The organism is Paraburkholderia sp. BR10882, from assembly GCF_040948855.1.
GTDB lineage: Bacteria > Pseudomonadota > Gammaproteobacteria > Burkholderiales > Burkholderiaceae > Paraburkholderia > Paraburkholderia nodosa_A.
The window spans coordinates 40,385-55,941 of record NZ_JBFPKP010000003.1 but is presented as its reverse complement, the minus strand read 5'-3'; the positions used below and the strand labels follow the sequence as shown (position 1 = coordinate 55,941).

The following is a 15,557-nucleotide window of genomic DNA, read 5'->3' as shown; positions in this document are numbered from 1 at the left end:
TAATTTTCTGACGCGCCGTCTGTTGCAGTGCAGGATTTTTCCTACAAATGATGTCAGCAAGAGACAACAGCCGGCCATAGCGGCGCGCGGGTGGGGTCACCGCGAGCCAGCGCGCGCCTTTGTAGCCAGCGCTACAATCTCACGATGGACTCGACCCTCAAGCAAAGCGCCCCGGCCGCCTCGAGCGAAGCCCAACCTGCGGCCAGCGTGGCCGACGCAGCCGACATGCAGCGCGGCCCCGACGGCGGCGCGGCGCTCTATCGCGCGCGCCGCGAACGTGTGCTTGCAGCGCTGCGTGCGCAGGGCGGCGGTGTCGCGCTCGTGCCGACCGCGCCCGAAGCGCTGCGCAATCGCGACGCGGACTATCCGTATCGGCACGACAGCTACTTCTACTACCTCACCGGCTTCACCGAGCCCGAGGCGCTGCTCGTGCTCGACGCGAACGCGGGCGAGAACCAGCCCGCCGCCATTCTGTTCTGCCGCGCGAAGAACGTTGAGCGCGAAACGTGGGAAGGCTTTCGCTTCGGTCCGGACGCCGCGCGCGAAGCGTTTGGCTTCGACGCCGCGTTTCCTGCCGACGAACTCGATGCGCGCATCCCGCAGTTCATCGCCAACCGTCCGGCGCTGCACTACGCGCTCGCGGCCTCCGATCGCTTCGACGCGCAGGTGAAGCGCTGGATCGACGCGGTGCGCGCGCAGGGGCGCAGCGGCGTCACGGCGCCGGCCGCCGCGTACGACCTGCTGCCGCTGCTCGACGACATGCGCGTGATCAAGGATGCGCACGAACTCGACACGATGCGCCGCGCCGCAAAAATTTCGGCGCTCGCGCACGTTCGCGCGATGCAGACATGCCGGCCCGGCATGCGCGAGTACGAGATCGAGGCGGAGTTGCTCTACACGTTCCGCAAGCACGGCGCGCAGGCGCCCGCCTACGGCTCGATCGTCGCGGCAGGCGCGAACGCGTGCGTGCTGCACTACCCAGCGGGCAACGCGGTGGCGCGCGAAGGCGACCTCGTGCTGATCGACGCCGCGTGCGAGTTGAACGGCTATGCCTCGGACATCACCCGCACCTTCCCCGCGAGCGGCCGCTTCACGAGCGCGCAACGCGAGCTGTACGACATCGTCCTCGCCGCGCAGCAGGCCGCGATCGACGCCACGCGCGCCGGCGTGAATTTCGAGGCGCCGCATGACGCCGCGGTGCGCGTGCTAGCGCAGGGACTGCTCGATACCGGCATCATCGACCGGCAGCGCTTTGCGAGCGTCGACGACGTGATTACCGAGCGCGCCTACGCGCGCTTCTATATGCATCGCACCGGGCACTGGCTCGGCATGGATGTGCACGACGCGGGCGACTACAGGGAACGCGGCGAACGTGGCGTTAAGGCAAGCGCAGACAAGCCCGACGCCCCGCCGCCGTGGCGCACGCTGCGCGCCGGCATGACGCTCACGATCGAGCCGGGTCTCTACATCCGCGCGGCCGAGGACGTGCCCGAGCGCTACTGGGACATCGGCATCCGCATCGAGGACGACGCCATCGTCACCGAAACGGGCTGCGAGCTGATCACGCGCGGCGTGCCCGTTGCCGCCGATGAAATCGAAGCGCTCATGCAGGGCGCGCAACGCGGCGCCTGACGCAGACGGAAACGCAGACGCGAAGATTCCACACGAAGCGAAGCAAACGACATGAACGCAGTTTCCGGCAGCGCGAACGACACTCCCACCGGCGCGAACGCGCCCGCTCGATTCGACCACGATGTGACGATCGTCGGCGCGGGGCCGGTAGGTCTCGCGCTCGCAGGTTGGCTCGCGCGGCGCAGCGCCACGCAAGGGCTCTCGATTGCGCTGATCGACGCGCGCGAACCCGAGGACAGCGCCGGCGATCCGCGCGCCATCGCCGTTTCGCAGGGCAGCCGCACGCTGCTCGAAGCGCTCGCGTGGCCGCACGACGCGACGCCCATCGAGCGCATCCATGTTTCGCAGCGCGGCCATTTCGGGCGCACGCTGATCGACCGCCACGATTACGACTTGCCCGCGCTCGGCTACGTGGCGCGCTACGGCGCGATCGTTCAGGCGCTTGCGCAGGCCGTGCGCGGCACGCGGGTGCACTGGCTGCATCACACGCAGGCGCACGATCCCGTCGTGGGGAACGACGGCGTGACGCTGCCGGTCGTGAGCGCGGGCGTCGAGCGCCATCTGCGCACGCGCATCCTCGTGAACGCCGAGGGCGGCCTGTATCGCACGCCGCCGCCACGCGACGCGCAAGACGATGCAGAAGAGGCCGACGAAGCCGATGCCAAGGCCGCACTGCCGGCCGCCGAAACCAAACGGACGCGCGACTACGGGCAAACGGCGCTGGTCGGCGTGGTGACGCTAGCTGCCCCGCAACCGCACGTCGCGTGGGAGCGCTTCACGAGCGAAGGCCCGATCGCGCTCCTGCCGATGGGCGGCGTGCGCGGCGCGGATTACGCGCTGGTGTGGTGCTGCTCCCCGGCGCAGGCCGAGCGCCGCGCGCAGCTTTCGGACGCCGATTTCCTCGCCGAACTCGGCGTGGCGTTCGGGGCGCGCATGGGCCGCTTCACGCATGTTCACGGCCGCGCGGCCTTTGCGCTCGGCCTGAACGCGCTCGACGCCCTCGTTTGCGGCCGCGGCCGCATCGCGGCGGTCGGCAATGCGGCCCAAACACTGCATCCCGTGGCGGGCCAGGGCCTCAATCTCGGTCTGCGCGACGCCCACGCGCTCGCCGATTCGCTCGCGCAGCACGGTGCCACGCCGCGCGCACTCGCCGAGTTCGCCGGCCGTCGCGCGTTCGACCGCCGCATGACGATCGGCGCGACGGATACGCTCGCCCGCTTGTTCACCGTCGATTTCGGCCCACTCGCCACGCTGCGCGGGCTCGCGCTCACGGCGCTCGAATTCGCACCGCCCGTGAAGACGGCGCTCGCGCGGCAGATGATGTTCGGGCAGCGGCGTTGAGGCGAACTAAGGGTCGCATCGCTTTTCTTTGAGCGCGGCAACGCCGCTCCGGGACAAGACCAGGGTCCGCGCAGCGCGACCTCGCATCGCGCTTACGCTAAAATATGCGTTTCCCCTTTTTCAAGTTCACGCCGATTGCCGCGCCGGCCGGATTGCCATCCGGGTCGCGGTACCGGCCTCGCCCGCGCGTCATGTTCACTATCGGCCGTCACACCTTGCGTAACAACCTGTTCGTCGCCCCCATGGCGGGTGTCACGGACAGGCCGTTCCGCCAGCTGTGCAAGCGCCTCGGCGCGGGCTATGCGGTCTCCGAAATGGTCGCGTCCAACGCGCAGCTCTGGAAGAGCGAAAAGACCATGCGCCGCGCCAATCACGCGGGCGAAGTGGAACCCATTTCGGTGCAGATCGCCGGGGCCGATCCGGCAATGATGGCCGAAGCCGCGCGCTACAACGTCGCGAACGGCGCGCAGATCATCGACATCAACATGGGCTGCCCGGCCAAGAAGGTCTGCAACGTCGCGGCCGGCTCGGCGCTCTTGCAGAACGAGCCGCTCGTCGCGCGCATCGTCAAGGCCGTGGTCGACGCCGTGGGCGTGGGTCCCGACGCCGTGCCTGTCACGCTCAAGATCCGCACGGGTTGGGACCGCGACAACCGCAACGCACTTACCATCGCGCGCATTGCCGAAGAAAGCGGCATTGCCATGCTCACCGTGCACGGCCGCACGCGCGCCGATCTCTATCACGGTGAAGCGGAGTACGAAACGATTGCCGCGGTGAAGGCCGCCGCGCGCATTCCGGTGGTCGCGAACGGCGACATTACGTCGCCGCAAAAGGCGCGCGAGGTCCTCGCACTCACGGGCGCCGACGCCATCATGATCGGCCGCGCGGCGCAGGGGCGCCCGTGGCTGTTCCGCGAAATCGAGCATTTCCTGGCGACGGGCGAGCAGCTGCCGCCCCCGCGCGTAGACGAAATCCAGTCGATCATGAACGAGCATCTGGAGGACCACTACGCTTTTTACGGTGAATTTACGGGCGTGCGTACTGCGCGCAAGCATATCGGCTGGTACACTCGCGGCCTTTGCGGCGCCAATACGTTCCGGCACCGCATGAATACGCTGGACACCACGCGCGAGCAGCTCGTCGCCGTCAATCAGTTCTTCGACGAACAGAAGGCGCGCTCCGAGCGCCTCGTCTACGTCGACGACGAGAACAACGACAGCGACGGCAGCGACGAATCAACCGATCGACTGGCAGCATGAGCAAGCACAACATCGAACAATCCGTCCGCGAGAGCCTTGGCATCTACTTCCAGGACCTCGACGGCAGCAATCCGCACGACGTCTACGAAATGGTGATGGCGTGCGTCGAAAAACCGATGCTCGAGGTGGTGCTCGAGCAGGCAGGCGGCAATCAGTCGCTCGCCGCCGAGTATCTCGGCATCAACCGCAACACGCTGCGCAAGAAGCTCCAGCAGCACGGCCTGCTGTAACGCCGCTGCGTTTTTCTGGACCTTCGGCGCAGCCCCCTCGATCTCTCGGCAATCTACCTCGTTACCCATCATGATCAGGCAAGCGCTCATCTCCGTTTCCGATAAGGCCGGCATCGTCGACTTCGCGAAGTCGCTGTCGGACCTCGGCGTCAAGATCCTCTCGACCGGCGGCACCGCGAAACTGCTCGCGGACGCGGGCCTTTCCGTCACCGAAGTGGCCGACTACACCGGCTTCCCGGAAATGCTCGATGGGCGCGTGAAAACGCTGCACCCGAAGGTGCACGGCGGCATCCTCGCGCGCCGCGACCTGCCCGAGCACATGGCCGCGCTCGAAAAGCACGACATCCCGACGATCGACCTGCTCGTCGTGAACCTCTACCCGTTCGTCCAGACGATCTCGAAGGAAGAGTGCTCGCTCGAAGACGCAATCGAGAACATCGATATCGGCGGCCCGACCATGCTGCGCTCGGCGGCTAAGAACCATCGCGACGTGACCGTGGTGGTCGACCCGGCCGACTACGCGTTGGTGCTGGAAGAAATGCGCGCGAACGGCAACAGCGTGAGCTATGCCACGAACTTCCGCCTCGCGACCAAGGTGTTCTCGCACACGGCGCAATACGACGGCGCGATCACGAATTACCTCACGAGCCTCACCGAAGCGCTCGAGCACAAGTCGCGCAACACCTACCCGGCCGTGCTGAACCTCGCGTTCGACAAGGTCCAGGACCTGCGCTACGGCGAAAACCCGCACCAGAGCGCCGCGTTCTACCGCGACCTCACGACGCCCGCCGGCGCGCTCGCGAACTACACGCAACTGCAGGGCAAGGAACTGTCGTACAACAACATCGCCGACTCGGACGCGGCATGGGAATGCGTGAAGACGTTCGACGCACCGGCGTGCGTGATCATCAAGCACGCGAATCCATGCGGCGTGGCGATCGGCGCGAACGCGCTCGAAGCCTACTCGAAGGCGTTCCAGACCGACCCGACCTCGGCGTTCGGCGGCATCATCGCGTTCAACCGCGAAGTGGACGACGCCGCGGCGCAGGCTGTCGCCAAGCAGTTCGTCGAAGTGCTGATCGCGCCGTCGTTCTCGGAAGCCGCGAAGGCCGTGTTCGCCGCGAAGCAGAACGTGCGTCTGCTCGAGATCGCGTTGGGCGACGGCCATAACGCATTCGATCTGAAGCGCGTGGGCGGCGGCCTGCTCGTGCAATCGCTCGACGCGAAGAACGTGCAGCCGCACGAACTGCGCGTGGTGACGAAGCGCCACCCGACGCCGAAGGAAATGGACGACCTGCTGTTCGCATGGCGCGTCGCGAAGTTCGTGAAGTCGAACGCCATCGTGTTCTGCGCGAACGGCATGACGATGGGCGTCGGCGCGGGCCAGATGAGCCGCGTGGACTCGGCGCGCATCGCCAGCATCAAGGCCGAAAACGCGGGCCTCAAGCTCGCGGGCACGGCAGTCGCCTCGGACGCGTTCTTCCCGTTCCGCGATGGCCTCGACGTGGTGGTGAACGCGGGCGCGACCTGCGTGATCCAGCCGGGCGGCTCGATGCGCGACGACGAAGTGATCGCCGCCGCCGACGAGCACAACATCGCGATGGTGATGACGGGCATCCGCCACTTCCGTCACTGATCTTCGCCGCACTGGTTGCGTGCGGCGCGTCACCTGCACGTGACGCGCCGCTTGTGCAAAGCCCGCCGGACTTGCGTCTCGCGGGCTTTTTCTTTGCGCGGCGCGCCTCGTTCGCCCGCGCCTTCAAGGCTCGCGGCATCTGTGCCGTTCGTTGTACCATCGCAGGCACATCCGTCTTCCCCGCATTTCATGAGAATTCTCGGCATCGACCCCGGCTTGCGCGTCACCGGCTTCGGCGTGATCGAACGTCACGGCCATCAGCTCACGTACGTCGCAAGCGGCGTCATCCGCACCGCCGATGCCGATCTGCCCACGCGCCTCGGCACCATCTTCGAGGGCGTTTCCACGCTGATCCGTCAGCACGCGCCCGACCAGGCCGCAATCGAAAAGGTCTTCGTCAACGTCAATCCGCAGTCGACCCTGCTGCTTGGGCAAGCGCGCGGCGCGGCCATCTGCGGGCTGGTGTCGGGCGGCGTACCGGTGGCCGAGTACACCGCGCTGCAGCTCAAGCAGGCCGTGGTGGGCTACGGACGCGCGACCAAGGAACAGATGCAGCAGATGGTCGTGCGCCTGCTCGCCCTCACCGGCACGCCCGGCACCGACGCCGCCGACGCGCTCGGCATGGCGATCTGCCACGCGCACGGCGGCGACGCGCTCGCCACGCTCGGCGGGCTCGCGCCTGCGCTCGCGAAGAAGGGCATGCGGGTACGCCGCGGACGGTTGATAGGCTGAATACGTGGCCGATGCGCCTGGCCGGGCGGCGAACGTTCTGGCCGCGCGCTCCGGACTGCCCTGCCCTCCGCTACACTCTTGAGCTTTCCCTCATCACAGAACCCGCCATGATCGGTCGCATTGCCGGCGTATTGCTGGAAAAGAACCCGCCGCACCTGCTCATCGACTGCAACGGCGTCGGCTACGAAGTCGACGTGCCGATGAGCACGTTCTACAACCTGCCCGGCACCGGCGAAAAAATCGTGTTGCTCACGCAGATGATCGTGCGCGAAGACGCGCATCTGCTCTTCGGCTTCGGCTCGCAGGAGGAGCGCTCGACGTTTCGCGAGCTGCTCAAGATCAGCGGCATCGGCGCACGCATGGCGCTCGCCGTGCTTTCCGGCATGAGCGTGAATGACCTCGCGCAAGCGGTCACGCAGCAGGACGCGGCGCGTCTCACGCGCGTGCCCGGCATCGGCAAGAAAACGGCCGAGCGCCTGCTGCTCGAACTCAAGGGCAAGCTCGGCGCGGACCTCGGCGCGATGGCCGCCGCCGCTTCGCCTTCCGACCACGCGAACGACATCCTCAACGCGCTGCTCGCGCTCGGCTATTCGGAGAAGGAAGGGCTGGCCGCGATCAAGAACGTGCCCGCCGGCACCGGCGTTTCGGAAGGCATCAAGCTCGCGCTCAAGGCGCTCTCCAAGGCCTGATCGCCCTCGCGCACGCTCGAGGCTGGCTGTTAGTTGCGGTGCCATCGTGATGCCCGGGGCGGCCCCGCCGCCGCAGAGTCTGCGCGGTACAATCGCTGCATGATCGAAACCGACAAACTCGCCGCCAACCACGCCGGCGCCGACCGCGTGATCGCCGCCACGCCCGCCTCGACTCACGAGGAAGCGTTCGAACGCGCGTTGCGCCCGCGCCAGCTCGACGAATATGTCGGCCAGGAAAAGGTGCGCGGCCAGCTCGAGATCTTCATCGAGGCTGCGAAGCGCCGGTCCGAACCGCTCGACCACGTGCTGTTGTTCGGCCCGCCGGGCCTCGGCAAGACCACGCTCGCGCACATCATCGCGCGCGAAATGGGGGTCAATCTGCGGCAGACGTCGGGCCCCGTGCTGGAGCGCGCGGGCGATCTCGCGGCCCTGCTCACCAACCTCGAAGCCAACGACGTGCTCTTCATCGACGAAATACACCGGCTCTCGCCGGTCGTCGAGGAAATCCTGTATCCGGCGCTCGAGGACTACCAGATCGACATCATGATCGGCGAAGGACCGGCCGCGCGCAGCGTGAAGCTCGACCTCCAGCCGTTCACGCTGGTGGGCGCGACCACGCGCGCGGGGATGCTCACGAACCCGCTGCGCGACCGCTTCGGCATCGTCTCGCGCCTCGAGTTCTACAACGCCAGCGAGCTCTCGCGCATCGTGCAGCGCTCGGCTTCGCTGCTCGGCGCGCAGATCCACCCGGACGGCGCGCTGGAAATCGCACGCCGCTCGCGCGGCACGCCGCGTATCGCCAACCGCCTGCTGCGCCGCGTGCGCGACTACGCGGAGGTGAAGGCCGACGGCGCGATCACCGCGAAGGTCGCCGACGCCGCGCTGCGCATGCTCGACGTCGATCCCGTGGGCTTCGACCTGATGGACCGCAAGCTGCTCGAAGCCATCCTGCACAAGTTCGACGGCGGTCCGGTAGGCGTGGACAACCTTGCCGCCGCCATCGGCGAGGAACGCGACACGATCGAGGACGTGCTCGAACCGTACCTGATCCAGCAAGGCTATCTGCAGCGCACGCCGCGCGGGCGCGTAGCCACGCAACTGAGCTACCGCCACTTCGGCCTCACGGTGCCGGACGACGCGTCGGCGGGCGGCGACTGGGAACCGGACGCGTCGTAGGGCGCGCAAGCCCCAACGCAGCGCGAGCGAGAGCACGATGTCCGATCACGCCGGCCTTCCTCCCAACGCGCCTGAACCGACGGGCCTTGCCGGTCAGCTCGTGCGCCGCGTGCGCATGACGCTCGCCGAAAACATCACGCATCTCACCACGGGCAGCGGCCCGAAACTCGATTACTCGAATCCGCCGGGCGACCCGGGCCTCTTCGGCCCCGACGCCGTTTGCTGGAAGGTCCATGCCGATTTCGCCGCGATGATGGCGGGCGGCGTCAGCGCGCTGCTGCTGCAGGCGCTGCATCCGCTCGCGCTCGCCGGTGTGTGGGACCATTCGACCTTTCGCATCGACATCCTCGGGCGGCTGCGGCGCACCGCGACCTTCATCGCCGGCACGACTTACGGCAGCCGCGCCGACGCGCTGGCGCTGATCGAGCGCGTCAAACGGATCCACCTCGCCGTGACGGGCACCGCACCCGATGGCCGTCCCTATCGCGCGAGCGATCCTGCGCTGCTAACCTGGGTGCACGTGGCCGAAGTTTCGAGTTTTATCGGCGCGTATTTGCGCTTCGTGAATCCCGCGCTGCCCGGTGAGATGCAGGATCAGTACTACGCCGAAGTCGCGCGCATTGCCGAACTGCTCGGCGCCGCGAAGGTGCCGCGCTCGCGCGCCGAAATCGCTGCGTATCTGCAATCGATGCAGCCCGAACTCGTCGCGAGCGACCGCACGTTCGAAGTGGTGCGCGTGCTCATGCAAGCGCCCGCGCCGCGCCCGGGGATGCGCCCCGCTAGCGCGCTGATCAGGAACGCGGGCATCGACCTGTTGCCGCCCTTTGCGCAGCAGATGCTCGGCTTCGACTCGTTCGCCTTCGCGCGCCGCGCCATGGTCCAGCCCGGCATGCTCGCCGTCGCGCCGGTCTTGCGCTGGGCGCTCGTTAACGGCGTCTCGAAACGCGCGCGGCGGCGGGCCGCGGCGCAAGCCGCGAAATAAGCGCTACGGAATAAAAAACGGCCAACCCTGCGCAGGTTGGCCGTTTCATGTGCGGCGCGCCGAAGCGGCTGCGCGCGACCGCGTGCTTACATCTTCACCACGTCGAGCAGCGTTTTCTTGCCGCCCTTGTAGTTGTAGAGCGAGATCACGCCGTGCTTGAGGTCGCCCTTCGAATCGAAGGTCGTCTCGCCAATCACACCCTTGTAGTCGGTGCCCGGGATCTGCGCGAGGATCTTCGCGTGGTCGATGGCGTTCGCGCGCTTCATCGCGTCGACGACGATGTACACCGCGTCATACGTGAACGGCGCATCGAATTCGATCGGGTGACCGAAGCGCTTCTCGTACTTCGCCGCGAATGCCGCGCCGCCGTTCATACGCTCGACCGCCATGCCGGCCTGCGAGCAGACGATATTGTCCGTCGCCGCGCCCGCGAGGTCCGCGAGGCTTTCCGTGCACACGCCGTCGCCCGACAGCACTTTCGCGCGCAGACCGAGCTGGCGGGCCTGCTTTGCGAACGGGCCGCCCGTGGCGTCCATGCCGCCGTACATGATGGCGTCGGGGTTCTCGCCCTTGATCTTCGTGAGGATCGCGCGGAAATCGACGGCCTTGTCGTTGGTCGCGTCGTGCGAGAGCACCTTCATGCCGAGCGACTTCGCCGTCTTCTCGAACTCGTTCGCGAGGCCCTGGCCATAGGCGGTCGAGTCGTCGACCACAGCCACGGTCTTCACGTTCAGGCTCTTGGCCGCATAATCGGCGAGCGCAGGGCCTTGCTGGGCGTCGGTCGCGACCACGCGGTACGTGGTCTTGAAGCCCTGCTGCGTGTACGAAGGATTGGTCGACGACGGCGAGATCTGCACGATTCCGGCGTCGCTGTAGATCTTCGATGCCGGGATCGACGCGCCCGAGTTCAAATGGCCGATCACCGCCACGACCTTGTCGTCTACCAGCTTCTGCGCGACCTGGGTGGCCTGGCGCGGGTCGGCGGCGTCGTCCTGAGCGTCGAGCGCGAGCGTGATCTTCTGGCCGTCGATCGTCAGGCCCTTGGCATTGATTTCCTCGATGGCGAGGCGCGCGCCGTTCTCGTTGTCCTTGCCGAGGTGGGCCGAACCGCCCGTGAGCGGACCGACGTGGCCGATCTTGACGACCTGGTCGGCCGACGCCGTGTTGCTGGCCGACAGCGCTGCGAGCGCCATGACCGCTGCGCTCACCGGCAGCAGCTTGTGAAGCTTGAACGTCATTGAACTTTCTCCTGCGTGTTTTCTTGGAATACCCGTACCTTCGGCACGCGGCCTCACGCTTGTCATGCGCGCGCGTCCCTCTTCAACGCAGGGCCGGGCCTGGAGCCCGGTGGCCAGCGCGCCCAAAGGTAGGGCAAATGTTAGCAGGACGCTTAACTTTGTGGTTGGGCTTTGGAAAGAAGCCGCAAGCAAGCGGAAAGGAAATCGATCGGGCCGTGGCGTTGGCGAGGCACAGGAGCGACGCTGGGAGGGGAAGACAGGAAGAACAGGACAGCGCGGCCAGGCCCCGCGCTGCCAAAAAAGCACGTTAGCGCCCCGCCTCGGGCGTGCGTTTGAAGCCGTCGTCAGCGCTGACGCCGCCCAGATGCACCACGTCGCCCCATGCGACGACGCGCGCCTGCGTCACGTACTCGCCGCGTTCGAAATCGACGACGTTCACGCTCGTGTTGAGGAGCGGCCACGCGCGCGGCGCGTCGAGTGCGAGGCCGTTCGCGAAGCGGTACACGCAGTCGAGCACGCCGCCGTGCGCGACACACGCAATACGGCCGCCCGGGTGCCTGGCCAGGATCGGCTCGAGCGCGTGCAGCACACGGTGGTAGAACTCGCGCTGCGACTCGCCTTCCGGCGGCGCAAAGCCTGGGTCACGCGTTTGCCAGTGCGCGTACTCGTCCGGAAAGCGCTCGGCGATTTCGTCGCTGTCGTGGCCCTGAAACGCGCCATAGTTGCGCTCGCGCAGCCCTTCGGTGAGTTGAATCGGCAGACCCAGGGCTTCGGCAATGGGCTGCGCCGTCTGTTGCGCGCGCAACAAATCGCTCGACCAGATTGCGTCGAGCCGAGCACCCGATTGCACTTCGTTCGCGAGACGGGCGCCGAGTTGTTGCGCCTGCGTGAGGCCGCTTTCCGCGAGCGGAATGTCAATATGGCCCTGGATGCGCTTGATGCGGTTCCAGTCCGTTTCGCCGTGGCGGATAAAGAGGATTTCCGTGTTCATAGTCAAAAGCGCATGGTTCAGTTGCGCACTTGCAGCCAGAACGTGACGGGGCCGTCGTTGACGAGCGACACCTGCATGTCGGCGCCGAACTCGCCCGTCTCGACGCTCGTATGCTTCTCGCGCGCGGCGGCGACGAAATAATCGAACAGACGCCGCCCCTCATCGGGCGGGGCGGCCGGCGTGAAGCTCGGGCGCAGACCGCTGTTCGTGTCTGCCGCCAGCGTGAACTGCGAGACGAGCAGCAGGCCGCCTGCGGTGCCGTTGCCGTCGATATTCTGCACGCTCAGGTTCATCTTGCCCGCCGCGTCGCTGAACACGCGGTAGCCGAGCAGCTTCGCGAGCAGCTTGTCGGCGTTCGCCTCGGTGTCGCCGCGCTCCGCGCAAACCAGCGCGAGCAGCCCCTGGCCGATCGCGCCGGTCACGCGCTCGCTGCCGCCGTCCGCCACGCGCACTTCGGCGCGGCGCACGCGCTGGATCAGCGCAATCATGCCGTGAGCGTCACGCGCGCAAAGCGGCGCTTGCCCACCTGCACGACGAACTCGCCCGCTTCGACCTTGAGGCCCTTGTCGGAGACGGTGGCGCCGTCGATCTTCACGCCACCCTGCTCGATGTTGCGCAGCGCTTCGCTCGTGGACGGCACGAGCCCCGCCTGCTTGAGCAACTGGCCGATGGCGAGGGGCGCGCCCGCGAGCGTGATCGACGGAATGTCGTCCGGCACGCCGCCCTTGGCGCGATGGTTGAAGTCTTCGAGCGCGCGCTCGGCGTCGGCCTGCGAGTGAAAGCGCGCGACGATTTCCTGCGCGAGCAGCACCTTGAAGTCGCGCGGGTTGCGGCCCGCTTCGATTTCGCGCTTGAACCCTTCGATTTCGTCCATCGGACGGAACGAGAGCAGCGTGAAGTAACGCCACATCAGCACGTCGGAAATGCTCATGAGCTTGCCGAACATGTCGTTGGGCTTCTCGCTGATGCCAATGTAGTTGTTCTTCGACTTCGACATCTTCTCGACGCCGTCGAGGCCTTCGAGCAGCGGCATCGTGAGAATGCACTGCTGCTCCTGGCCGTACTGCTTCTGCAGTTCGCGGCCAACGAGCAGGTTGAACTTCTGGTCCGTGCCGCCGAGCTCGAGGTCCGCATTGAGCGCGACCGAGTCGTAGCCCTGCATGAGCGGATACAGGAATTCGTGGATCGAAATGGGCACGCCGCTCTGGAAGCGCCTGGTGAAGTCCTCGCGCTCGAGAATACGCGCCACCGTGTAGCGCGATGCCAGCTTGATCATGCCGTCGGCGCCGAGCGGCATCGACCATTCGCTGTTGTAGCGAATTTCGGTCTTTTCGCGGTCGAGCACGAGCGCGGCCTGCTCGAAATACGTTTTCGCGTTCGATTCGATCTGCTCGCGTGTGAGCGGCGGGCGCGTGGCGTTGCGGCCCGACGGGTCGCCGATGAGCGAAGTGAAGTCGCCGATCAGGAAGATCACGTTGTGGCCGAGATCCTGCAGCTGGCGCATCTTGTTGAGCACGACCGTATGGCCGATGTGGATGTCGGGCGCGGTCGGGTCGAGGCCGAGCTTGATGCGCAGCGGCTTGCCGGTGGCCGCGCTGCGGGCGAGCTTCTGCTCGAATTCTTCTTCGATCAGCAGTTCGTCCACGCCGCGCTTCGTGACGGCGAGCGCGTGACGGACTTCGTCGGTGACCGGAAAGGCGTCTTTTGCGCCGGTGCTGGCGCCGTTGCTGGAGGTGGACTCGTTGCTCATGCTTCGATCGGTTCTGTCGTTAAGTCTGGGTCTAGGCCGCAATTTTACGTGATTCGACTCGCCGGGCCGAGGTTTGCGGTTTGTGCGCGCGAAGCCAGGCTGCACCGCCCTCGGACCGGGGAATTGGGTGCCAGACTCGCCCGCGCCGGTGCGTAGTCAGCCGTTCGGCTTACGCTCGAGAGGCATTACGCCGATAATTGCCTCGCAGGGCACTGAATTGCATTGATAAAGGAGCACAACGTGGCGCCACGCGACGCACGAAACGAGAGCGCACACGCCGCCGACGGCGTGTATTTCGGCCTGATGTCGGGCACGAGCATGGATGGCGTGGACGGCATTGCCGTGCGCTTCGAGGCGGGCCAGCGGCCAGTGGTACTGGCCGTGGCGTTCGTCGGCTTCGCACAGGGGCTGCGCGACGCACTCTTTTCGTTGCAGCAGCCCGGCGAGAACGAGATCGAACGCGAAGCGCTCGCCGGCAACGCGCTGGCTGCCCGCTATGCGGTGTGCTGCCACGAGTTGCTGCGCGGAAGCACCGTGCCTCCCGCCGAGGTGCGCGCGATCGGCGCGCACGGCCAGACCGTGCGGCATCGGCCGGAGAAAGGCTACACCGTGCAGATCCAGAACCCGGCGCTGCTTGCGGAACTCACGCATATCGACGTGATCGCCGACTTCCGCAGCCGCGACGTCGCCTCGGGCGGCCAGGGTGCACCGCTCGTGCCCGCGTTCCACGCGACGCTGTTCGGTTCGCAGGAAGAAACGCGCGTGGTCTGCAACCTCGGCGGCATCAGCAACATCACGGTGCTCTCGTCGACGGGCGCCGTGCGTGGCTTCGACTGCGGCCCGGCCAACGCTCTGCTCGACCTGTGGGCCGAACGGCACCTTGGCAAGCCCTACGACGAGAACGGCAAGTTCGCCGCGAGCGGCAATCTGCATCAGCCGCTTCTGAATGCCCTGCTGGACGAACCGTTCTTCGAACAGCAGCCGCCCAAGAGCACCGGTCGCGATCTTTTCAACGCCCAGTGGCTCGACGACAAGCTCAAGGGCTTCGAATCGCTCACACCCGCCGACGTGCAGGCCACGCTAGTCGCCCTGACCGCCGTGAGCGTGGCACGCGAGATCGAGCGTCACGCAAGCGATTGCCGTGCCGTGTATGTCTGCGGCGGCGGCGCGCGCAATGCCGCATTGATGGCCGCGCTGCAAAAGGCGCTTGAAACGGGCGGTGTGGCGGGCGTACCGGTCACGACCACCGAAGCGCTCGGCGTCCCGCCGCATCAGGTGGAGCCGCTCGCCTTCGCGTGGCTCGCCATGCGCTGCGTGGCACGCGAACCTGGCAATCTCGCGGCCGTAACCGGGGCTGCCGGCGAGCGCGTGCTGGGTGCGATTTATCCGCGCTAAGCAGGCGCGCACCAATAAGAAACGGGGCCGAAGCCCCGTTTCTTATTACAGCAAATCGATCAGACCGAGAACGACGAGCCGCAACCGCACGTGGTGGTCGCGTTCGGGTTCTTGATGACGAACTGCGCGCCGTTCAGATCGTCCTTGTAGTCGATCTCGGCGCCGACGAGGTACTGATAGCTCATCGAGTCGATCAGAAGCTGGACGCCGTTGCGGTTCATTACGGTGTCGTCTTCGTTGACCGTTTCGTCAAACGTGAATCCGTACTGGAAGCCCGAACAGCCGCCGCCCTGCACGAATACGCGCAGCTTCAGCTCCGGGTTGCCTTCCTCGTCGATCAGTTGCTTGACCTTGTCAGCCGCTGCTTCGGTGAAAACGAAGGGACCGGGCATTTCGGTCGCGGTAGTTTCGGTGACAGCGCTCATTCGAACTCTCCAAAAAAGCTTCTAGCCGCTATTGTAGGGCTCTTCCCGATATCGTGCTTAAGCCCACGAAATCAAGGGGTT

General features: G+C 66.5%; 15 protein-coding genes. 10 read left to right on the top strand and 5 right to left on the bottom strand.

The genetic code is table 11. The features are described from left to right. Positions 1-225 precede the first annotated feature (225 nt). The 9 genes from AB3X99_RS09580 to AB3X99_RS09540 all read left to right on the top strand — a co-directional run bounded on the left by AB3X99_RS09580 (position 226) and on the right by AB3X99_RS09540 (position 9,677). Positions 226-1,632 carry an aminopeptidase P N-terminal domain-containing protein gene (locus AB3X99_RS09580; RefSeq protein ID WP_069268473.1) on the top strand — a complete coding sequence of 469 codons (1,407 nt, stop codon included), beginning with the start codon at positions 226-228 and terminating at the stop codon, positions 1,630-1,632. Positions 1,633-1,683: 51 nt separating this feature from the next. Next, positions 1,684-2,973, top strand: coding sequence for a UbiH/UbiF/VisC/COQ6 family ubiquinone biosynthesis hydroxylase (locus AB3X99_RS09575; protein WP_368616752.1), 1,290 nt, complete (start codon positions 1,684-1,686; stop codon positions 2,971-2,973). 191 nt (positions 2,974-3,164) lie between these two features. Then, on the top strand, positions 3,165-4,232 hold the full coding sequence (dusB, locus tag AB3X99_RS09570; RefSeq protein WP_368616751.1) for a tRNA dihydrouridine synthase DusB: 1,068 nt from the start codon (positions 3,165-3,167) through the stop codon (positions 4,230-4,232). Next, positions 4,229-4,462, top strand: a complete 234-nt coding sequence (locus AB3X99_RS09565) for a Fis family transcriptional regulator (RefSeq protein ID WP_028216158.1) — start codon at positions 4,229-4,231, stop codon at positions 4,460-4,462. Before dusB ends, AB3X99_RS09565 begins: the two co-directional genes overlap by 4 nt. Positions 4,463-4,532: 70 nt before the next feature. Beyond that, positions 4,533-6,098: a bifunctional phosphoribosylaminoimidazolecarboxamide formyltransferase/IMP cyclohydrolase gene (gene purH / locus AB3X99_RS09560; protein ID WP_368616750.1), complete on the top strand. Its 1,566-nt coding sequence runs from the start codon at positions 4,533-4,535 to the stop codon at positions 6,096-6,098. A gap of 189 nt (positions 6,099-6,287) precedes the next feature. Continuing rightward, on the top strand, positions 6,288-6,830 hold the full coding sequence (gene ruvC, locus AB3X99_RS09555) for a crossover junction endodeoxyribonuclease RuvC (RefSeq protein ID WP_028201962.1): 543 nt from the start codon (positions 6,288-6,290) through the stop codon (positions 6,828-6,830). 107 nt (positions 6,831-6,937) lie between these two features. After that, positions 6,938-7,519, top strand: coding sequence for a Holliday junction branch migration protein RuvA (gene ruvA / locus AB3X99_RS09550; protein ID WP_342952371.1), 582 nt, complete (start codon positions 6,938-6,940; stop codon positions 7,517-7,519). Between the two features lie 99 nt (positions 7,520-7,618). Next, positions 7,619-8,695 carry a Holliday junction branch migration DNA helicase RuvB gene (gene ruvB / locus AB3X99_RS09545; RefSeq protein ID WP_069268446.1) on the top strand — a complete coding sequence of 359 codons (1,077 nt, stop codon included), beginning with the start codon at positions 7,619-7,621 and terminating at the stop codon, positions 8,693-8,695. 37 nt (positions 8,696-8,732) lie between these two features. Next, positions 8,733-9,677 (top strand): oxygenase MpaB family protein, encoded by a 945-nt coding sequence (locus tag AB3X99_RS09540; RefSeq protein WP_342947654.1) that lies wholly within the window; start codon positions 8,733-8,735, stop codon positions 9,675-9,677. An 86-nt stretch (positions 9,678-9,763) separates the two neighbouring features. Here the strand turns inward: AB3X99_RS09540 and AB3X99_RS09535 are convergent, their stop codons facing one another. The 4 genes from AB3X99_RS09535 to tyrS all read right to left on the bottom strand — a co-directional run bounded on the left by AB3X99_RS09535 (position 9,764) and on the right by tyrS (position 13,656). Further along, the gene (locus AB3X99_RS09535) at positions 9,764-10,915 is read right to left on the bottom strand and encodes a branched-chain amino acid ABC transporter substrate-binding protein (RefSeq protein WP_069268444.1); all 1,152 of its coding nucleotides are present in this window, start codon (positions 10,913-10,915) and stop codon (positions 9,764-9,766) included. Positions 10,916-11,222: 307 nt separating this feature from the next. Then, a complete protein-coding gene (locus AB3X99_RS09530; protein ID WP_368605673.1) occupies positions 11,223-11,906 on the bottom strand; it encodes a histidine phosphatase family protein in 684 nt (227 codons plus the stop codon). 17 nt (positions 11,907-11,923) lie between these two features. Then, complete coding sequence (dtd, locus tag AB3X99_RS09525) at positions 11,924-12,394, bottom strand: D-aminoacyl-tRNA deacylase (RefSeq protein WP_342947651.1); 471 nt, start codon at positions 12,392-12,394, stop codon at positions 11,924-11,926. Further along, positions 12,391-13,656, bottom strand: coding sequence for a tyrosine--tRNA ligase (gene tyrS, locus AB3X99_RS09520; protein ID WP_342947650.1), 1,266 nt, complete (start codon positions 13,654-13,656; stop codon positions 12,391-12,393). The genes dtd and tyrS overlap by 4 nt, the downstream gene beginning before the upstream one ends. Before the next feature lie 240 nt (positions 13,657-13,896). Here tyrS and AB3X99_RS09515 point away from each other — a divergent pair, with 240 nt between their 5' ends. Next, on the top strand, positions 13,897-15,051 hold the full coding sequence (locus AB3X99_RS09515) for an anhydro-N-acetylmuramic acid kinase (RefSeq protein WP_368616749.1): 1,155 nt from the start codon (positions 13,897-13,899) through the stop codon (positions 15,049-15,051). Between the two features lie 59 nt (positions 15,052-15,110). On the opposite strand, the gene erpA is transcribed toward AB3X99_RS09515, so the two are convergent. Then, a complete protein-coding gene (gene erpA / locus AB3X99_RS09510) occupies positions 15,111-15,476 on the bottom strand; it encodes an iron-sulfur cluster insertion protein ErpA (protein WP_042262553.1) in 366 nt (121 codons plus the stop codon). Positions 15,477-15,557: the final 81 nt, after the last annotated feature.